Here is a 19,288-nt window from a genome sequence, read left to right as displayed (position 1 = left end):
ATGTTCAAACGGAGGATCGAATGAAGACTTCGATGGGAGTAGGGTTTCTGAGCCTGGCGGCGATGCTGGGCGCGGGGGCGGCGCAGGCGGCCGACAACAAGGTGACGCTGCAGCTCAAATGGGTGCCGCAGGCGCAATTCGCCGGCTATTACGTCGCCAAGGACAAGGGCTTCTACAAGGACGAGGGGCTCGATGTGACGGTCAAGCCGGGCGGCCCGGACGTCGCGCCCGAGCAGGTGATCGCCGGCGGCGGCGCCGACGTCATCGTCGACTGGATGCCGGCCGCGCTCGCCGCGCGCGAGAAGGGCGCGGCGCTCGTCAACATCGCCCAGCCGTTCAAGCATTCGGGGCTCGAACTCACCTGCCGCGCCGACACCGGCATCAAGACCCCGGCCGACCTCAAGGGCCGCACGCTCGGCGTCTGGTTCTACGGCAACGAATACCCGTTCCTCAACTGGATGGGCAAGCTGAAGTTCCCGACCGACGGCTCCAAGGACGGCGTCAAGGTGGTCAAGCAGGGCTTCAACGTCGATCCGCTGCTGCAGAAGCAGGCCGACTGCATCTCGACCATGACCTACAACGAATACTGGCAGGTGATCGACGCCGGCTACAAGCCCGAGCAGCTCGTGGTGTTCAAGTACGAGGACAACGGGGTCTCGACCCTCGAGGACGGCCTCTACGCCATGGAGGACAAGCTCAAGGACCCGGCCTTCGTCGACAAGATGGCGAAGTTCGTCAAGGCCTCGATGAAGGGCTGGGAATACGCCCGCGCCCATCCAGACGAGGCGGTCAAGATCGTGCTCGACAACGACACCAGCGGCGCCCAGACCGAGCACCACCAGACCCAGATGATGGCCGAGATCAACAAGCTGACCGCCGGTTCGGACGGCCGGCTCGACAAGGCCGACTACGACCGGACGGTGAAGACGCTGCTGACCGGCGGCTCCGACCCGGTGATCTCGAAGGAACCCGTCGGCGCCTACACCACCGCCGTCACCGACAAGGCGCTGGCCAAGTAGCGCTTACGCGCATCGTCTCGATCCACACTCCGCGCAGGCCGAGCCTGCGCGGGGTGTGACGAATGCGACGCAAGGGCGGCCGAACCCGCCCAGCGCCTGCGGCGAGAACCAGGACGAGGAAATTCCTGGCTGGAATATTGACGCGCATTGCCGGGTTTCTATATGCTGCTGAGGAATTTCACGCTCCGTGGCGAGGACCTGATCGCGGAATGGGGCCATCAGTCGCCCTTTCGCATGAACCGACTGATCACCGCGCTCGAGGCGTTCGTCTGCGGCGGCGCGGCGACACGCGTCGCGCCTTCCGCCGCTGCGGAAACGGAGGTCTATCTGACGCCTCCTCGATCGATCCTGAGAAGCGTCTCCGACGCCGCGGCTCTGGTGCTGGTCGATCATCGTAACCGGACGGTCGAGATCATCGAGGTGATCAATGACTACTGTGAGACGACCGAACAGGACTAGCGCGACCTCGTTGCGCGGGCGGAGCAGGCGCTGCGCCGCCACGGCTAGACGAGGCCGGGTCGAACCGCTGATTGGACAGCCATGATCTCGCAACACGATCCCCTCGGCGCCCTGTCCGCCCGCATTCGGACAGCGCTGGAGGTGTGCAATTTCATCGCCGGCGCCGCTGAGGCGATCGAGGGCCCCGGGGGGGAACGGGTCGACGGGCTGCGCGAACGGATGGCCGACGTCGTCGCGCCGGTTCGCCCGGCGGGCGACTGGCTCAGGCGCGCCGATCAGTTGATGAGCAAGAGTGGGCCGCTCCCCCCCGATTTCGCCAGCGAACTCGAGTCCGCAGAGGCGCGGGCGTTCGACGCGCTGGCGAAACTCAAGACCTTGATCGGCGAGGTGAAGGCGCCGGCGTTCGTCGACAGCGACGGGATCGAGTCGTCGGAGGACGGCTCGATCCCGGATCACGGCGCGCTCGCGCAATTGGGGGCCTTGCGCGATCGGCTGGCCGTCGCCGATCCGGCGTTCGACGCCGCCGCGCGTGTCGAGCGGGAGGCCGAGGCTTTCTGCGCGAAGGTGCGCGCCGACCTCAAGGCCGATCGCCTCGCGTCGGGCCTGAGCCAGAAGGACCTGGCCGACCGGATCGAAGTCGGCCAGTCGGCGATCTCCAAGATCGAGAGCGGACGCGGAGACCTGAGCCTCAAGACGGTCTTTCGCATCGCTCGGGCGATGGGCCTCAGACCGGTGCTGGGGTTCGCGCCGGCGCATTCGGCCGCCGAGGCGCCTCGGCGCCTCCCCGACCCGGCTGCGGTCGCCCTCGCTGGCGCGGTCCAGGAGGACCTGATCCGGAAAATTCCCGAGATCGTGCAGGAGGCCGCCGCGCGGGTCGCGGCGGCGGACTGAAGCCTTGTCTCCCTCGGACCTGATCGGCGGCCTCGGCGGGATTTTCATCGCCGCGCCCGCGGTCAAGGACCAGATCTACCGGTTCTATCGCGACGCCGAGGACCGGAAGGCCAAGAGCAGTCCGTGGCCCGGTCTGAGACAAGCCGCGGGACGCGCCTGGGAGCGGCGACGAAACGACTACGACGGCCTGGATTCGTTCATGACCATGATCGGCGCGCTGGCGATCACGCTTTCCTTCGTTCTCAAGCTGTTCGACGCCTGACGGAACCCACGCGTCAGCTCCCCCGCTACGACGCGAGCCGCTCGAGACCTCTGGTCTCCTGGCTCTCCGTTGCGGTCCGGCGCACCAGATCATGCACGAAGCCGAGCTTCTTCACGACCGCCGGCGCCAGCACGAACGGGTAGAGGTCCGGCCGCCCCATCGCGCGGTTGATGCTGTTCATCGCGATCGCCACCGGCGCCCAGGATTCCATGATCTGGTCCATATCGCCTTCGACATACGGGTCGAAGTCGACCCGCGCCCGATAGGCGCCCTCGCGGTCGATCGGCGGGGCGAGGCTGAGGCCGAAGGCGTCGGCGGTGTCGAGCGTATCGACGATATGGAGATAGTGCGCCCAGGTCTCGGCGAAGTCCTCCCAGGGGTGAGTCGTCGCGTAGGCGGAAACGAACGTCTCACGCCAGTTGGCCGGCGCCGGCGCGCCCTCCCGATAGTGGCGGGCGAGCGCCTCCTCGTAATCCTGCCGCTCGTCGCCGAAGGCGGCGCGAAACGTCTCGAGCCGTCCGCCGTCGCGCACCAGCAGGTCCCAGTAGTGATGGCCGACCTCATGGCGAAAGTGGCCGAGCACCGTGCGGTAGGGCTCATCCATGGCGGAGCGGCGGCGCTCGACCTCGGCCGGGTCGGCCTCGGCGAGCGCGATGGTGATGACGCCGTTGTCGTGTCCGGTCAGCACCTTCGGCGCCGCCGGATCGGGAGGATCGGCGAGGAACTCGAAGGCCAGCCCGTGAACGCGATCCTCGGCGCGGGTCGCCAGCGGCAACCCCCAGCGCAGCAGGCTGTAGAACAGGCGGTGCTTGGCGAACTCCAGATCGCGCCAGGCGGCGAGCCGCTCGGGGACGGCGATGTCGGGGATCGTGTCGTTGTGCCGGCAGGCCCGGCACAGGCGGTCCGGCCCGTTCGCCGGGATCAGCCAGTTGCAGGCGTCGTGATCCGCATTGGCGCAAAAGCGCCGCAGCGCGCCATCGGCGCCCCGCGGCGTCCAGTTCGGCCCTCCCGCCGGGTCGAGCGCGCTCATAATCCCCGATTCCGGGATGTAGCCCAGGCGATGCCCGCATCGGCCGCACGTCCGGTTCTCGAAATAGACGATGTTGCCGCACGCCTGACAGCGGAAGAGTTTCATGGCCTTGCCCCGGGTCCGTTACACTCTCCCAACGCCTGCGCGCCGAGATCGTTCCGGCGCGGCTCGCGGGGCTTGGGATTCTTGCGGCGCAAGCGCCCGTCGGGCATGCCCGCCTTGCGCAAGGAACGGGTGTTCGGCGCAGGCGGGGTGAACATGCCAAGTTTACCCTCCGTTTCTGCCGTTCTTTGTCGGTCTCGGTGGATAAGGAGAGCGCCCCGTCCGGACACTGGGCGGCGAGGATGGATGCAAGCCGCACGCAAAAATGCGGCCGTTCGACACGGAGACCCCGTGGACGTCAACGCGCTCATGGTCCGCAGTGAATAGCGGCCAAGACGGCCAGCCTCCAGTTGACGGCTGTCTCTGGTCCGTCGCAAATAGGATTCCGCCGGCGCATGGTCCTCATGAACCGGAGTCGAACGGAGGCGCGGCGCTCCCGCCGCGCATGGAGAAGTCGGACAGGCGTGCGATTTTCGTCGGCCTTGCGTCACGAGTGGTTCCTCGGCTTCAGCTGGGCCACTTCGGTCGCCTTCCTGGTTTATGGCGATGCGCTGCTCTCAGGGCTCGAGCATCCCCTCTGGCTCGTCGTCATCTTCGCATGGCTGTTTGGAGCGGTGCTCGGCTCGGCGCTCGCCGTCGTCCGTCATGCCGAACACCTCGCCGTCTATCTCGGAGAGCCATACGGCACGCTGCTGCTAACTCTGGCGGTGACCTTCGTCGAGGTGACGAGCATCGCAGCCGTCATGCTTCACGGCGCGAACAACCCGAGCCTCGCGCGCGACACCCTGTTCGCCGTCGTGATGATCATCCTGAACGGCATGGTCGGCCTGTCGCTGCTGCTCGGCGGGTGGCGACATCGCGAGCAGCAGTACAACCTGCAGGGCGCCAACGCCTATCTCACCGTGATCCTGCCTCTGGTCGTGCTCACGCTGATCCTGCCGAATTTCACCCAGACCACGCCCGGCCCGACGCTGTCCAGGGCGCAGGAGATTGTGCTCGCGCTGGTCGCGATCGGACTCTACCTCACGTTCCTGACGCTGCAGACCGGCCGGCATCGCGGCTACTTCATACTCGCCAACAACGAGGAGGACGCGCTCGCCGGCCCGCTGCGCGCGCCTCGCTCGCCGGGTCATCCCGCTCTCCAGCATGCGGCGCTGCTCGTCGCCTACCTCTTGCCGGTGGTCATTCTCGCCGAGCAGTTCGCGCACCCGGTCGACTACCTGATCGAGACGCTGCGGTTCCCGGCGGCGCTCGGGGGCGTCATCATCGCGGTCCTGGTCGCGACGCCGGAAGCAATCGGCGCGGTGCGCGCCGCGCTCGCCAATCATATGCAGCGATCGATCAACATCTTTCTGGGCTCGGTGCTCTCCACCATCGGCCTGACGGTGCCCGCGATCATTGTGCTCAGTGAGCTGACGCGGCATGACATCGTGCTCGGCGTCGAGCACTCGGACGTGGTCATGATTCTTCTGACCTTGTTCTTGTGTGTCGTGACCTTCGGCAGCGGCCGGACCAACGTGATCCAGGGCGTCGTCCACGTCATGCTCTTCATCGCCTATCTGGCGCTCATCGCTCAGGCGTGACCATCGGCGGCCCGCCGCCCTCGCTGGCGCAAGGGCAGCCCGCGCTCGCTCCCGCTGCAGGCGGATTGCGCGCCTGCAAGCCGGTGCATGAACGCCGGCGACCCACGCCGCCGCCGCAGTTCACTCCGCGCCCGCTCCGCCGGCTTTCGCGAGGTCAGGCTCCGGGCTCGCCACGCCCGGTCGGCTGAAAAGCAGGATTCTCCTCGCTTTCGACAATTCCTTGCCGGCCACCCCGATTTGTTCTATGTCTGTTCCTTCGAGACGCAATCGAGGCCGCCCGTGTCCGAAAACCCTCCGCCTGCCCAGGAGGCCTTTCGCATCCCTGACAAATTCGGCAGTTGCGCGCCGGACGGGACGGCCAAAGCGGGAGTCTGCGGCGCCGCGTCCCGAAGGTGGCTCCAGAACGCGCGGGTTTCCAGCGCGCTCCGGAGCATCCTTCGACACACTTGGGACGAGGGCCGTGGAATGCGTCGCATCGTCGGCTCGGCCGTCGCCAGCGGGAGTAGCTCCCGAGCCTCGGCGCACCTTGGGAATGACGGGCGGTCGTCGACGCCGAGGCGGGCGATGATGCTTCCCGACCGTCCTCGCGAGGAGCCCGAAGAGCGACGCGGCGATCCAGGGGTCGCCTGCGCCGACGTCGATGCGCGGCGAAGCGGGGCATACGGCGGATCTTGGCCGCGCCCCCTGGATCGCCGCGTCCCCCCGGATCCAAGTCAGGATCCAAGTCCGGGGGTCGCTCCTCGCGAGGACGGCGGCTCGGCCGCCGCCAGCGGAACGCAATCGCGCCGCAAGCTGTTGCAATGTCTCGTTTCCGGAGCCGAAACGATGGTCCCTCCCTGCCTCGCCCGCCGCGACGATGAACAGGCGGGGCGACAGAAAGCGCCCCCGACGGGGCCGCGCCCGTCCCGAGGCGCGCCGACCTCGAGGAGCGGCACGGAACCGAAGCACGTCGCAACCCACTGGAAAGGCTCAATTCCGGAGCCGCGACGGCGCCCTCTCCGGCGGCGCGCCGCCTCAGGTGATCACGCTCGGCGTCGTGCGCCCGAGCCTTTTCTCGATCCCGGCGAGTTCGCGTGACAGCGCGACGAGGTCGGCGAGCGCGGCCTGCGTCTCCTCGCCGAGGTCCCCCGAGGGCTGCTCGTAGCGCTCGATGTAGACGCGCAGCGTCGCCCCGACCGTGCCGGTGCCGGAGAGGCGGTAGACGATGCGCGAGCCGCCCGCGAACATCACCCGGATCCCCTGATGCGCCGAATCCGAACCGTCGACCGGATCGTGATAGGCGAAGTCGTCGGCCGCCTCGACGGTCAGCGCGCCGAACGTCCGGCCCGGCAGGGTCTTGGTCGCCTCGCGCAGCGCCGTCATCAGCGCTTGCGCGGCGGAAAGATCGACCTCGTCGAAGTCGTGGCGCGTGTAGTAGTTGCGGCCATAGGTTCCCCAGTGCTCGCGCGCGATGTCGAGCACGGACTGCCGCCTCTGCGCCAGGATGTTGAGCCACAGCAGCACCGCCCAGACGCCGTCCTTCTCGCGGATGTGGTCGGAGCCGGTGCCGGCGCTCTCCTCGCCGCACAGCGTCGCGAGCCCGGCGTCGAGCAGGTTGCCGAAGAACTTCCAGCCGGTCGGCGTCTCGTAGCACCGCACGCCGAGTTTTTCGGCGACATGGTCGACGGCGGCGCTGGTCGGCATCGAGCGCGCGACGCCCTTCAAGCCGCGGGCGTAGCCCGGCGCGAGCGTCGCATTGGCGGCGAGGATCGCCAGCGAGTCCGACGGCGCGACGTAGACGCCCCGGCCGATGATCAAATTGCGGTCGCCGTCGCCGTCGGACGCCGCGCCGAAGTCGGGCGCTTGCGGAGACATCATCAGGTCGTAGAGGTCGCGGGCGTAGGTCAGGTTCGGGTCCGGGTGATGGCCGCCGAAGTCGGGCAACGGCGTTCCGTTGACGACCGTCCCCGCGCCGGCGCCGAGCGCGCCTTCGAAGATCGCGTGGGCGTAGGGTCCGGTCACGGCGTGCATGGCGTCGAAGCGCATGCGGAAGCCCGAGGCGAACAGCGCGCGAATGGCGCCGAAGTCGAACAGCGTCGTCATCAACTCGAGATATTGCGCCACCGGATCGACGATCTCGATCGTCGTCTTTTCCAGCGTCGCGGTTCCGAGCCGGTCGATGTCGACGTCGGGCGCGTCGGAAATTCTGTAGGCGTCGATCGTCTTGGTGCGGGCGAAGATCGCGTCGGTGATCTTTTCCGGCGCCGGCCCCCCGGCGCCGATGTTGTACTTGACGCCGAAATCGCCCTCGGGGCCGCCGGGGTTGTGGCTCGCCGACAGGATGATCCCGCCGAACGCGCCGATGGCGCGGATCAGCGCCGAGGCGGCCGGAGTCGACAGGATGCCGCCCTTGCCGATGACGAGGCGGCCGAAGCCGTTGGCCGCCGCGATCTTGGCCACCACCTGGATCGCCTCGCGGTTGAAGAACCGTCCGTCGCCGCCGACCACGAGGGTCTTGCCCGCGAACCCTTCGAGCGAGTCGAAGATCGCCTGGATGAAATTCTCGAGGTAGCCGGGCGTCTGGAACACCGGGACCTGCTTGCGCAGGCCCGATGTGCCGGGTTTCTGGTCGGCGAAAGGCCTGGTCGCGACGGTCTTGATCATGGCGAAACATCTCCCAAAGGGGCGCGGGCCCGATACTACGGGAAGTTTCGCGCCGAAACGAGACCGCGCGGGCCGATCGCCGACGTCGCGAAGGCGGCCGCGCCGCGGGCGCGAGGCGCCCGGCCTCGCGGCCGCGAGCGCGAACGTCTGATCCAGGTCGTCGCCAAGCGACCGCGGCGCGGCGTCGGGACCGGCCGATTGCTTGCACAACACTTTGAGACGACGCGTTTTTCGATCGGAAGCCGGCGCCCGGCCGGGTCCTCGTCGATGAACGGCGTGAAAGGAATTGTGAAACCTCCTTAACCGATTCTGGCGTATGCAGGGCGGGGGGCGCGCCCGGCGCGCGCCTGCGCTGGTTCGGGCTTCAGGAGGATGCGCAGATGGCGCGCAAGTATTTCGGCACCGACGGCATTCGCGGCAAGGCCAACAGCAAGATCACCGCCGACGTCGCCATGCGTGTCGGGCAGGCCGCCGGGCTCGCCTTCCAGCGCGGCGAACATCGCCACCGGGTGGTGATCGGCAAGGACACCCGGCTGTCGAGCTACATGATCGAATACGCCCTGGTGGCGGGTTTCACGTCGGTCGGGGTCGACGTGCTGCTGCTCGGCCCAATGCCGACGCCGGCGGTCGCGATGCTGACCCGGTCCATGCGCTGCGACCTCGGGGTCATGATCTCGGCCTCGCACAACCCTTACGAAGACAACGGCATCAAGCTCTTCGGGCCGGACGGTTACAAGCTTTCCGACGAGGTGGAGGCGCGGATCGAGGCGCTGATGGACGGCGACGCCGCCGCGATGCTCGCCCGCTCGCCCGACCTCGGCCGCGCCAAGCGCATCGACGACGTGCAGGCGCGCTACATCGAATACGCCAAGCGGACGCTGAGCCGCGACGTCACGTTCGAGGGCCTGCGGGTGGTGATCGACTGCGCCAACGGCGCGGCCTACAAGGTCGCGCCCGAGGCCCTGTGGGAACTCGGGGCGGAGGTCATCAAGATCGGCGTCGAGCCGAACGGCCTCAACATCAATCAGGACGTCGGGTCGACCGCGCCGGAGGCCCTGGCGCGCAAGGTGCGCGAGATGCGCGCCGACGTCGGCATCGCCCTCGACGGCGACGCCGACCGCATGATCATCGTTGACGAGAAGGGCCATGTCGTCGACGGCGACCAGGTCATGGCCGTGATCGCCGAGAGCTGGCGCGACGACGGCCGCCTGGCCAAGCCCGGGATCGTTGCGACCGTCATGTCCAATCTCGGGCTCGAGCGCTACCTCGAGGGTCTCGGACTGGCGCTCGAGCGGACCGCGGTCGGCGACCGCTACGTCATCGAGCGGATGCGCGAGAAGGGCTACAACGTCGGCGGCGAACAGTCGGGCCACATCATCTTCTCCGACTATTCGACCACCGGGGACGGTCTCGTGTCGGCGTTTCAGGTCCTGGCGGTGGTCCAGAAGATCGGGCGGCCGGTCAGCGAGGTCTGCCACCGTTTCGATCCCTACCCCCAGGTGCTGCGCAACGTCCGCTTCAACGGCGGCAAACCGCTCGACAACCCGCTGGTGGCCAAGGCCATCGCCGACGCGACGGCGCGGCTCGAGGGCCACGGCCGGCTCGTCATCCGCCCCTCCGGCACCGAGCCCGTCATCCGGGTGATGGGCGAAGCGGACGACAAGGCGCTCGTCGACGCGGCGGTCGGCGAGGTCTGCGACGCGGTCGCCCGGGCGGCGGCCTGACGACCGCCGCTCAGTAGCCCCTGGCGACCCAATCGGCGAAGACCTGGCAGAGCTGGACGACCCGGCGGTGGTTCGACTGCTCGATCATCACGTTGTCGGCTGGGTTGGGGTAGTAATAGCTGGTCGCCCGGAGCGGCGACGTGACCCCTCCGCGGCTGACCTCGCCGATCATCTGGTCGGGCGACGAACCGGCGGGACCGACGCCGCCGGTGTTCGGCCCCAGGATGACATTATCGATCCGGACGGAGACCGGCCCGGACTGTCCGGACCCCGAGAGCGCGGCCGCGAGCGCGCCCGGCAGCGCACGCGCCACCCATCCGGCGGTCGGCTCGCCGGAACTCTCCAGGAGCGGCCGGACATCGACCGGAACGACGGCGATCGTGGGACGGGCCGCGGCGCGCGCCGCCGGGGCGACCGCGAACGCAGCCCAGACGAGCGCCGCCGCCTGCCGACGGGTGAAGGGATAGGAGGACATTGACCAGACTCCTTGTCGTGACGGGCGTCGTCTCGGGCTCCGCCGAAGGCCGCCCTGGCGGATACGAAGCAGGGGAACGGTTGGATGCCGGCCCGGGCTCATTTCGAAACCCGCACCGACAGGAAGGCGCGCGGCGACGGCGAACCGTTCCAGGCGCCCATCGACGACGAGGTGAAAAATCCTCTGGAAAAAGAACCGAATCACCGTACCATGCTTTCTGTCGTCAACAGCCGAAAGGAGGTGATCCAGTGTCTCATTGTCATCCGCCCCGTATGATCGACAGGGCCTGGGTTCCTGCCCTCGCGAAGGATTTGCGCGCGTAGCGTTCGCTAGAGGCACGAAACACAAGTCCCGGCGGACTCGCGCGGGCCACGACAATGGAAGAGCCGTTCCCTTCGGGAACGGCTCTTCTTGTCGGCGAAGCCTGCGGCCATGCGGACGGGCGAAGGCGGGGCTAGCAGCGGACGCGGCCGTCCATCGCGTGCATCAGCCAAAACACGTAGAGCGCGACCGGAACGAGCATGGCGAGGGCCATGATCTCGGTCAGGCTGCGCTCGGCGGCGAGGTCGAGGATCATCTCCGGGCGCGGCGGCGCGCCTTTGTCTTTCCCGCCGGTGTTGCGGTCGCTCACCCACTCGTCGGAATGGGCGTCGATCGTCTCCGGCCCGCGCCTTGCGCCTCCGGCCGAGGCTCGCGCCGATCCTCCGGGCACAGTGAACGGTACGGACTTCCTGCTCACGCGGTCTTCCCCTCGTTTGCGACGAGCACCTCGGCGGCGAGCGCCTCGAGCTCGCGGGCGGCCTCGCTCGACGGCGCGGCCTCGATAACGGACAGTCCCCGCGCGACGCTCTCGGCATAGACCACCCGCTGATGCAACGCGGCCGCCAGCACCGGCACGTCCTGGAACTGCGCCAGCGCGTCGGCGGCGTCCCGGCCGATCGCGGTGCGGGCGATGCGGCGGTTGACCACGAAGGCGGCCTTCAATTGCTCCTTCATCACCTGGGCCTCGCGGATCAGCGCGACCGTGTCGGCCGCCGCCCAGACGTCGTAGGGCGAAGGCTGCACCGGGATCAGCACGTAGTCGCTGGCGAGGATCGCCGAGCGGCCGAGATCGTTGACCCGCGGCGCGCCGTCGATGATGACGATGTCGTAGTCCCTGGCGAGCCTCGGCAGGTCGCGGTGCAGAGTCGGCTTCGCCATGCCGACAATCGAGAACGGCGGCTCGGCGTCGCGAGAGCTCGACCACGCCATCGCGCTGCCCTGGGGATCGGCGTCGATCAGCAACACCCGCCGGCCGTCGCGCGCGTAGGTGGCGGCCAGATTGACGGCGACCGTCGTCTTTCCGACGCCGCCCTTCTGATTGAGAACGCCCACTATCATCGCGACGCGTTCCTCGCCCGCCGGCAGCCGGTCGGATCGACCGGCTTTGTTGCAGTGCAGCAAACCATCTCACAAGGACTTGCGCTTGGCAAGCCGGGGAGACGCCGCCGGAGGGATCACCGCCGGATTGCGTCCAGTTCCGGCAGCATGACCACGCTTTCCTGCTCGTTGGGATCGGTGCGGGCGACGACGGCGGTCGCGGGCTCGGTCAGACTGAGATTGTAGGCGAGGTGAGGCACGTCGGCGGGGATGTAGACGAACTCGCCAGCCCGCGCCACGAAGTGGTTTTCGAGCCTTTCGCCGAACCATGTGCCGGCTTCGCCGCTCAGCACATAGATGGCCGTCTCGTGCCGCTCGTGCTTGTGGGCCTTCGTTCGGCCGCCGGGCGGAATCGTCAGGAGCTGCATGTGGAGGCCGCGGGCGCCGACCGTCTCGGCGGAAATGGCGGGGGTGTAGGTCAGGCCCTGCTTGCCGACGAACGGAACGCCGGCGCGAACGGTGGCGCAAGTCGGCGTCCGGGCGCTGGTCTCGTGTGTTCCCGACATCGTCCGCCTCCCGGGGGGTCCTGCGCTTTCGGGGCGATCCCGACCGCTCCGGTTAGCGCAGCTTCTTCAGGCACGCGCCCGCGGCCGTCGCATCCGCGCGCGCCTCGCTCATCGGGATCGTTCCCGCCTGCACGAGGTTCATCGTCGTCGCCTTGACCAGACCTCTGGGGTCATTGCTCGCGGCGAAGCCGGGCGCGGCCGCGTCATAGATCGCCCGGGCGGATGGGGCGAGGCCCGCCGCGCAGGCGTTCGCCGACCCGGCGTCGGCGTAGGCCGCGCCGACGGGGACGACGGCGACAAGCGCGATGCCGGCGAGAAAGAGCCTGTGGGTCACAAGTCGCCTCCAAAGAAGACACGAAACGCCGGCGCGCGCGGCCGCTGCGCCGACGTCGATGACGGCGCTACTGGACCAGCCGGGGCCCGCCGGAGTGGGGAATCTCGTTGTCCTGCACGACCCCGAGACGGCGGGCGACTTCGGTATAGGCCTCGATCATGCCGCCGAGGTCCTTGCGGAACCGGTCCTTGTCGAGCTTGTCGTTGGTCTTGACGTCCCACAGCCGGCAGGAGTCTGGACTGATCTCGTCGGCGAGCACGATGCGCATGTTGTCACCTTCCCACAGCCGTCCGCACTCGACCTTGAAATCGATGAGCCGGATGCCGACGCCGAGGAAAAGCCCGGTCAGGAAGTCGTTGACCCGGATCGCCAACGCCATGATGTCGTCGATCTCCTGCGGCGCTGCCCAGCCGAAGGCGGTGATGTGCTCTTCCGACACCATCGGATCGTTCAGCTGATCGTTCTTGTAGTAAAACTCGATGATCGAGCGCGGCAGTTGCGCGCCTTCCTCGAGACCGAGCCGCGTCGCGAGCGAGCCGGCGGCGACGTTGCGCACCACCACCTCGAGCGGAATGATTTCGACTTCGCGAATCAGCTGCTCGCGCATGTTGATGCGGCGGATGAAATGGGTCGGCACGCCGATGTCGTTGAGCCGTTGGAAAATGTACTCGGAAATCCTGTTGGTCAGGACGCCCTTGCCCTCGATCACCTCGTGCTTCTTGGCGTTGAACGCGGTCGCATCGTCCTTGAAGTGCTGAATCAGCGTCCCAGGCTCCGGGCCCTCGTAAAGGACCTTGGCTTTGCCTTCATAGATGCGACGGCGGCGGTTCATGCGGTGAGACCGTGGCTTGAGGAAATCCATGCGCGTGGCCTTTTCTGGTGGCGTTCCGCCGGCGCCCACGTGCTGCGGACGGACAGAATATGGGGACTCGGACCGCATAAGCCAAGCATTGGTCTTGTCCGGACCGGGGGCCAGCCCCCAAGCCCGCAACTTATCCGATCGAGGGCGCTGGCACAAACGTTCCCTCCGTCCGCCGCTGCGTCCCGCCATCGTCTAGACAAATTGTTTAGTCGGCATGGGTCGACGCGGGTCGGAATTCCAAGCAAAATGTTCTTCAAGAAGGGTGAAGAGGCGAAACTGGACGTTTTGCGTTTTCGCGAATCCGCCTGCCGGGGCCCGGCGCGGCGACGCGACAGGCGCGAATTGGCTTGCGAAATCAAGCCTCCGTTCCAGAACTGCCACTCGACCGGGGCGCGCCCAATGGGTGCGCCCGGCTCTTTTTCAGGCGCCGTCTCGCGGAGCGGCGCCTCGAGGTCAAGAAACTCGGGAGGTATCCCCAATGGATGTTTCAACCCTGAAGCGGATCGAGGCCGATCCGAACTACCAGAAGCTCGTGTCGGAACGGAAATCGTTCGGCTGGACGCTGGCGATCATCACTCTCGTTCTGTATTACGGGTACATCGCCATCGTCGCGTTCGCGCCTCAGATGATCGCGACCAAGGTCTGGGGCGACATCACCATCGGGATCATCATGGGCGTGGCGCTGATCCTGCTCTCGATCCTGCTGACCGGGATCTATGTCCTGCGCGCCAATAGCCAGTACGACGACCTGACCAGGGCGATCGTCAACGCCGCCAAGATCGGGGGGAAGAAGTGAAGACGCTCATGAAAACCGGCGCGTTCGCGGGCTCGCTCAGCCTCCTGGCCGGCTCGGCTTCGGCGGCCGGCGCAATCGAGGCCGGCACGATCCAGGCCGTCGACTGGAACGCCATCATCATCTTCGTCATCTTCGTCCTGGTGACGCTCGGCATCACCTATTGGGCGGCCAGGAAAACCCGCACGACCAAAGACTTCTACGCCGCGGGCGGCGGCATCACCGGCTTCCAGAACGGCGTCGCCATCGCCGGCGACTACATGTCGGCGGCCTCCTTCCTCGGCATCACCGCGCTCGTCTACACCGGCGGCTACTACGGCCTGATCTACTCGATCGGCTTCCTCGTCGGCTGGCCGATCATCATGTTCCTGATGGCCGAGCCGCTGCGCAACCTCGGCCGCTTCACGCTCGCGGACGTCGCCGCCTACCGGCTCCAGGCGACGCCGGTGCGCACGTTCGCCGCGATCAGCACCCTCGTCACCGTCGCCTTCTACCTGATCGCGCAGATGGTCGGCGCCGGACAGCTGATCGAGTTGCTGTTCGGCCTGCCTTACCTCTATGCGGTGATCAGCGTCGGCGTGCTGATGATCATCTACGTCACCTTCGGCGGCATGATCGCGACCACCTGGGTCCAGATCATCAAGGCGGCGCTGCTGCTCGGCGGCTCGACCCTGATGGCGGGCCTCGTGCTGTCGGAGTTCAACTTCGACTTCAACGCCCTGCTCGCCAAGGCGATCGAGGTCCATCCGAAGCACGACGCGATCCTGGCGCCGGGCGCCGCGGTCGCCAACCCAATCAACGCCTTCTCGCTCGGCATCGCGCTGATGTTCGGCACGGCGGGTCTGCCCCACATCCTCATGCGCTTCTTCACTGTCGGCAACGCCAAGGAAGCGCGCAAGTCGGTATTCTGGGCGACCACCTTCATCGGCTACTTCTACATTCTCACCTTCATCCTCGGCTTCGGCGCGATCGTGCTGGTATCAACCAACCCGGAATATCACGTCGGCGACGACGTCACGAAGGCGCTGCTCGGCGGCGGCAACATGCCGGCGATCCATCTCGCCCATGCCGTCGGCGGCAACCTCATGAAGGGGTTCATCGCCGCGGTCGCCTTCGCCACCATTCTGGCGGTGGTGTCGGGCCTGACGCTGTCGGGCGCGAGCGCGGTCAGCCACGACCTCTACGCGAGCGTCATCCGGCGCGGGAAGGTCGAGGAAGGCGCGGAAGTGCGGGTGTCCCGGATCACCACCATCATCCTCGGGATCGTCGCGATCTTTCTCGGCTTCGTGTTCGAGAAGATCAACGTCGCCTTCATGGTTGGTCTCGCCTTCGCGGTCGCCGCGAGCGCGAACTTCCCGGTCGTGCTGCTGTCGATGCTGTGGAAAGGCCTCACCACCCGCGGCGCGGTGATCGGCGGCTTCGTCGGCCTGCTGAGCGCCCTGGCCTTGACCATCCTGAGCCCAGGCATCTGGGAGGCGGTGCTCGGCTACCCGAAGGGCTCGGCGTGGTTCCCCTACGTGTCGCCGGCGCTCTTCACCATGCCGCTGTCGTTCTTCTGCTGCTGGCTGTTCTCGGTCACCGACACCTCGAAGACGGCCCAGGCGGAGCGGGAGGCGTTCGAGGCTCAGTACGTCCGGTCGCAGACCGGCATCGGGGCCGACACCGCCGTCTCGCACTGAGCCCTCATCGGGGACATCGACGAAGGGCGCCCGGCGACGGGCGCCCTTTCCCTTTCGGGGCCGCCCGACCGAGGCTTCGCCCCGGCGGAACCGGATCGACGCCGGTCGCAGCCGACCCGGTGCGCCGTCGACCAACGGCCCTCAGCGTCAGGCGCGCGTTCCCGTGACCGGCGCGGCGCCGAACATGCCGAGCTTGACCTCGCCGGTCATCGCGTCGCCATCGACCGTCACCGAGAACTCGAGCGTCAGCGGCATGGGCGTGGTGATGTCGGTCTGCCAGGCGAGCGTATCGCCGTCGACGGCGCCCTCGAACGCCTGCTCGCCCGACGCGCCCGCCATCGTCCCCTGGAACGCCGTGGCGGATGCGGCGTTTACCGTCAACAGCGCCTCCTGCGGCCCCATCGGAGTTTGCAGCACGAGTTTCCAGACGCCATCCGCCGCCATCGCCTTGTCTCCCATCCTCTATCCCACGCCGCCCGTGTACCAGCCGGCGACGGCCGGCGCAAAGCGCTTTCGCCGCCCGCTCGGCGGTTCTTTTCCGCCTCCGGCGGCGCCATGCGCCATAAGTGCTAACCTTTCCGCATTGCACCATCTGGCGGCGCGGCGAACTTGGATTTAAATGCACGCCGTGTCGTCAGGAGATCGTCATGATTGCTCGTCCGCGTCGCAGCGTCCTCTACATGCCCGGCTCCAATTCCAAGGCGCTCGCCAAGGCGTCGACGCTGCCAGCGGACGCGCTCATCCTCGACCTCGAGGATTCCGTCGCCCCCGACGCCAAAGAGGCGGCGCGAGGTCAGGTGATTGAGGCGGCGAAAGGCGATTTCGGCGGCCGCGAGGTGGTGATCCGGGTTAACGGCTCGCACACGCCGTGGGGGCCGGACGACCTGATCGCCGCCGCTGCGGCCGGACCCGACGCGATCCTTCTGCCCAAGGTCGACGGCCCGGGTGCGATCATGCTGGCGGCCCGCGTGCTGCGCGAACACGGCGCGCCCGACCGGACCCGCCTGTGGGCGATGATGGAGACGCCGAACGCCATTCTCAACGCCGGCTCGATCGCGGCCGTCGCCGCCGACCCGGCCTCGCGCCTCGCCGTTCTGGTGATGGGCCTCAACGACCTCGCCAAGGAGACGCGCGCCCGTCTCACCCCCGGACGCCCGACCATGACCGCCTGGCTCGCCAACTGCCTCGTCGCGGCGCGCGCCCACGGCGTCGACATCATTGACGGCGTCTACAACGACATCAAGAACCTTGACGGCTTCCGGGCGGAGTGCGAGCAGGGCCGCGACATGGGCCTGGACGGCAAGACGCTGATCCATCCCGGCCAGATCGACATCTGCAACGAGGTGTTCGCGCCGACCGAGACCGAGGTCGGGAACGCGCGCGCCATCATCGACGCCTTCGCCCTGCCGGAAAACGCCGGCAAGGGCGTGATCAGCCTCAACGGCAGGATGGTCGAGCTGTTGCATGCGGAGATGGCGCGGCGCACGCTGGCGATCGCCGACGCGATCGCGGCGCTGAGCCGGAGCGCGGCGTAAGTCCTTTGTCGAGCAAACCGAGGCGGCGGGCCTCGGGCGAACGGAGCGGTCCATGGGCGCGGAGCATCATTCCCTCTTCCAACTCGGGCCGGACCCGACGCCGTACCGCAAGCTGACGGATCAGGGCGTACGGGTCGAGACGGCGCTCGGGCGCGAATTTCTGGTGGTCGAGCCTTCGGCGCTGAGCCGCCTCGCCGAGCAGGCGATGATCGACATCAACCACCTCCTGCGCCCCGGCCATCTCGCGCAACTCGCCAAAATCCTCGACGACCCGGAAGCGTCCGGCAACGACAAGTTCGTCGCCTACGATCTTCTCAAGAACGCCAACATCGCCGCCGGCGGCGTGCTGCCGATGTGCCAGGACACCGGCACGGCGATCGTGGTCGCCAAGCGGGGCCGCAACGTCGTGACCGACGGGACCGACGAGGCCGCCCTCGCCGAGGGCGTGCGCGAGGCCTACCGAAAGAAGAACCTGCGCTACAGCCAGCTCGCGCCCCTCTCGACCTTCGAGGAGACCAACACCGGCGACAATTTGCCGGCCCAGATCGACATTTATGCCGAGGGCGACGACGCCTACAAGTTCCTGTTCATGGCCAAGGGCGGCGGCTCGGCCAACAAGACCTTCCTCTACCAGGCGACGCCGTCGATTTTGACCCACGACCGGATTATCGCCTTCCTCAAGGAAAAGATCCTCACACTCGGCACGGCGGCCTGCCCGCCCTATCACCTCGCCATCGTGATCGGCGGCCTCTCGGCCGAACTGAACCTGAAGACCGTCAAGCTCGCCTCGGCCCGCTATTACGACGCCCTGCCGACGACCGGCGCCCCCGACGGGCGCGCCTTCCGCGACCTCGCGCTCGAGGCGGAGATCTGGAAGCTGACCCAGACGCTCGGCGTCGGCGCCCAGTTCGGCGGAAAATACTTCTGCCACGACGTGCGCGTGATCCGGCTGCCGCGCCACGGCGCCTCGCTGCCGATCGGCATCGGCGTCTCCTGCTCCGCCGACCGTCAGGCGCTCGGCAAGATCACCCGCGACGGCGTGTTCATCGAGGAGCTCGAGCACGACCCCGCCCGTTTCCTGCCCGTCCTCGACGAGGCCTCGCTCGGCGGCGACGTGGTGAAAATCGACCTGAACCGCCCGATGGCGGACATCCTCGCCGAACTGACCCGGAACCCGATCCGCACCCGCCTCGCGCTCACGGGACCGATGATCGTCGCCCGCGACCTCGCGCATGCAAAGATCCGCGAGCGGCTCGACCGCGGCGAGCCGATGCCGGACTATTTCCGCAACCACCCGGTCTACTATGCCGGTCCCGCAAAGACGCCCGAGGGCATGGCCTCCGGCTCGTTCGGCCCGACCACGGCGGGGCGCATGGATTCCTACGTCGCGCAGTTCCAGGCGGCGGGCGGGTCGAAGGTGATGCTCGCCAAGGGCAACCGCTCGGCGGCGGTGCGCGAGGCCTGCGCCGAATACGGCGGCTTCTATCTCGGCTCGATCGGCGGACCGGCGGCTCGGCTGGCGCAGGACTGCATCAAGAAGGTCGAGGTGCTCGAATATCCCGAGCTCGGCATGGAGGCGGTGTGGCGGATCGAGGTCGAAGATTTTCCGGCCTTCATCGTCGTCGACGACAAAGGCAACGACTTCTTCAAGGAACTGAATTTGGGCTGAGGCGGCTTTTCGGGGGCGAGGCGCGCAAACCCTCGTCCCTGCGCGCAGACATGGTCGCGCGCGGGCGTTATCAAAGGCTTGGGCGCCCTTTTTTGTCACTTTGTAACTCCCAACCCCGTCATTGCGAGGAGCAAAGCGACGAAGCAATCCATGCCGCCGCTTGCTTCCTGCGGAAAAAATCGCTCCGTCTTCTGCTCGCAACGAAGGGCGGCTGGACGACCAGAGGGCGCGACAGCGGCCCAGCGGCCCTGGATCGCTTCGCTTCGCTCGCGATGACGGCGCTGTTGGCTACCGGCTTGGGAG

Annotated in this window: 21 protein-coding genes; 11 read left to right on the top strand and 10 right to left on the bottom strand. The window is 67.5% G+C overall.

Annotated elements, in window-relative coordinates:
- Nucleotides 1-20 precede the first annotated feature (20 nt).
- The 4 genes from DFR50_RS29995 to DFR50_RS29980 all read left to right on the top strand — a co-directional run bounded on the left by DFR50_RS29995 (nt 21) and on the right by DFR50_RS29980 (nt 2,631).
- The gene (locus DFR50_RS29995) at nt 21-1,019 is read left to right on the top strand and encodes an ABC transporter substrate-binding protein (protein ID WP_113893769.1); all 999 of its coding nucleotides are present in this window, start codon (nt 21-23) and stop codon (nt 1,017-1,019) included.
- A gap of 147 nt (nt 1,020-1,166) precedes the next feature.
- Nucleotides 1,167-1,478, top strand: a complete 312-nt coding sequence (locus tag DFR50_RS29990; protein WP_113893768.1) for a hypothetical protein — start codon at nt 1,167-1,169, stop codon at nt 1,476-1,478.
- Between the two features lie 81 nt (nt 1,479-1,559).
- Nucleotides 1,560-2,369, top strand: a complete 810-nt coding sequence (locus DFR50_RS29985; protein WP_113893767.1) for a helix-turn-helix domain-containing protein — start codon at nt 1,560-1,562, stop codon at nt 2,367-2,369.
- Nucleotides 2,370-2,373: 4 nt separating this feature from the next.
- Nucleotides 2,374-2,631 carry a hypothetical protein gene (locus DFR50_RS29980; RefSeq protein WP_113893766.1) on the top strand — a complete coding sequence of 86 codons (258 nt, stop codon included), beginning with the start codon at nt 2,374-2,376 and terminating at the stop codon, nt 2,629-2,631.
- A gap of 25 nt (nt 2,632-2,656) precedes the next feature.
- Here the strand turns inward: DFR50_RS29980 and DFR50_RS29975 are convergent, their stop codons facing one another.
- Nucleotides 2,657-3,766 carry a zinc-binding metallopeptidase family protein gene (locus DFR50_RS29975; RefSeq protein ID WP_113893765.1) on the bottom strand — a complete coding sequence of 370 codons (1,110 nt, stop codon included), beginning with the start codon at nt 3,764-3,766 and terminating at the stop codon, nt 2,657-2,659.
- Nucleotides 3,767-4,167: 401 nt separating this feature from the next.
- On the opposite strand from DFR50_RS29975, the gene DFR50_RS29970 reads away from it, so the two are divergent.
- Nucleotides 4,168-5,346, top strand: coding sequence for a calcium:cation antiporter (locus tag DFR50_RS29970; protein WP_113893793.1), 1,179 nt, complete (start codon nt 4,168-4,170; stop codon nt 5,344-5,346).
- 1,014 nt (nt 5,347-6,360) lie between these two features.
- Here the strand turns inward: DFR50_RS29970 and DFR50_RS29965 are convergent.
- Entirely contained in the window at nt 6,361-7,989 is a 1,629-nt protein-coding gene (locus DFR50_RS29965) for an alpha-D-glucose phosphate-specific phosphoglucomutase (RefSeq protein ID WP_113893791.1), read from the bottom strand.
- A 380-nt stretch (nt 7,990-8,369) separates the two neighbouring features.
- Between DFR50_RS29965 and glmM the strand changes: the two genes are divergently transcribed.
- Nucleotides 8,370-9,713, top strand: a complete 1,344-nt coding sequence (glmM, locus tag DFR50_RS29960; RefSeq protein WP_113893764.1) for a phosphoglucosamine mutase — start codon at nt 8,370-8,372, stop codon at nt 9,711-9,713.
- Between the two features lie 10 nt (nt 9,714-9,723).
- Here the strand turns inward: glmM and DFR50_RS29955 are convergent, their stop codons facing one another.
- Nucleotides 9,724-10,188, bottom strand: a complete 465-nt coding sequence (locus DFR50_RS29955; RefSeq protein ID WP_113893763.1) for a hypothetical protein — start codon at nt 10,186-10,188, stop codon at nt 9,724-9,726.
- Between the two features lie 84 nt (nt 10,189-10,272).
- Between DFR50_RS29955 and DFR50_RS29950 the strand changes: the two genes are divergently transcribed.
- Nucleotides 10,273-10,464 (top strand): hypothetical protein, encoded by a 192-nt coding sequence (locus tag DFR50_RS29950; RefSeq protein ID WP_113893762.1) that lies wholly within the window; start codon nt 10,273-10,275, stop codon nt 10,462-10,464.
- Between the two features lie 178 nt (nt 10,465-10,642).
- Here the strand turns inward: DFR50_RS29950 and DFR50_RS29945 are convergent, their stop codons facing one another.
- From DFR50_RS29945 to purC, 5 genes are all read right to left on the bottom strand, one after another.
- Entirely contained in the window at nt 10,643-10,927 is a 285-nt protein-coding gene (locus DFR50_RS29945) for a hypothetical protein (RefSeq protein WP_147262973.1), read from the bottom strand.
- On the bottom strand, nt 10,924-11,568 hold the full coding sequence (gene parA / locus DFR50_RS29940; protein ID WP_113893789.1) for a ParA family partition ATPase: 645 nt from the start codon (nt 11,566-11,568) through the stop codon (nt 10,924-10,926). The genes DFR50_RS29945 and parA overlap by 4 nt, the downstream gene beginning before the upstream one ends.
- Nucleotides 11,569-11,684: 116 nt before the next feature.
- On the bottom strand, nt 11,685-12,113 hold the full coding sequence (locus tag DFR50_RS29935) for a cupin domain-containing protein (RefSeq protein WP_113893760.1): 429 nt from the start codon (nt 12,111-12,113) through the stop codon (nt 11,685-11,687).
- Nucleotides 12,114-12,165: 52 nt separating this feature from the next.
- Nucleotides 12,166-12,447 (bottom strand): hypothetical protein, encoded by a 282-nt coding sequence (locus DFR50_RS29930; protein WP_113893759.1) that lies wholly within the window; start codon nt 12,445-12,447, stop codon nt 12,166-12,168.
- A 67-nt stretch (nt 12,448-12,514) separates the two neighbouring features.
- The gene (gene purC, locus DFR50_RS29925) at nt 12,515-13,309 is read right to left on the bottom strand and encodes a phosphoribosylaminoimidazolesuccinocarboxamide synthase (RefSeq protein WP_113893758.1); all 795 of its coding nucleotides are present in this window, start codon (nt 13,307-13,309) and stop codon (nt 12,515-12,517) included.
- Nucleotides 13,310-13,787: 478 nt separating this feature from the next.
- Here purC and DFR50_RS29920 point away from each other — a divergent pair, with 478 nt between their 5' ends.
- The gene (locus tag DFR50_RS29920; protein ID WP_113893757.1) at nt 13,788-14,105 is read left to right on the top strand and encodes a DUF485 domain-containing protein; all 318 of its coding nucleotides are present in this window, start codon (nt 13,788-13,790) and stop codon (nt 14,103-14,105) included.
- An 8-nt stretch (nt 14,106-14,113) separates the two neighbouring features.
- Entirely contained in the window at nt 14,114-15,781 is a 1,668-nt protein-coding gene (locus tag DFR50_RS29915) for a cation acetate symporter (RefSeq protein WP_113893787.1), read from the top strand.
- 147 nt (nt 15,782-15,928) lie between these two features.
- Here the strand turns inward: DFR50_RS29915 and DFR50_RS29910 are convergent, their stop codons facing one another.
- Nucleotides 15,929-16,225: a hypothetical protein gene (locus tag DFR50_RS29910; protein WP_113893756.1), complete on the bottom strand. Its 297-nt coding sequence runs from the start codon at nt 16,223-16,225 to the stop codon at nt 15,929-15,931.
- A gap of 203 nt (nt 16,226-16,428) precedes the next feature.
- Between DFR50_RS29910 and DFR50_RS29905 the strand changes: the two genes are divergently transcribed.
- A complete protein-coding gene (locus DFR50_RS29905) occupies nt 16,429-17,316 on the top strand; it encodes an HpcH/HpaI aldolase/citrate lyase family protein (RefSeq protein WP_113893755.1) in 888 nt (295 codons plus the stop codon).
- 52 nt (nt 17,317-17,368) lie between these two features.
- Nucleotides 17,369-18,985, top strand: coding sequence for a fumarate hydratase (locus DFR50_RS29900; RefSeq protein ID WP_113893754.1), 1,617 nt, complete (start codon nt 17,369-17,371; stop codon nt 18,983-18,985).
- A 95-nt stretch (nt 18,986-19,080) separates the two neighbouring features.
- Here DFR50_RS29900 and DFR50_RS32705 read toward each other — a convergent pair.
- A partial coding sequence (locus tag DFR50_RS32705) for a hypothetical protein (RefSeq protein ID WP_210209084.1) occupies nt 19,081-19,288 on the bottom strand: 208 nt, incomplete at its 5' end.

This window comes from Roseiarcus fermentans (genome assembly GCF_003315135.1).
Taxonomy (GTDB): domain Bacteria; phylum Pseudomonadota; class Alphaproteobacteria; order Rhizobiales; family Beijerinckiaceae; genus Roseiarcus; species Roseiarcus fermentans.
Note: the sequence above shows the minus strand (reverse complement) of the source record. Positions and strands in the feature narration are given on the sequence as shown.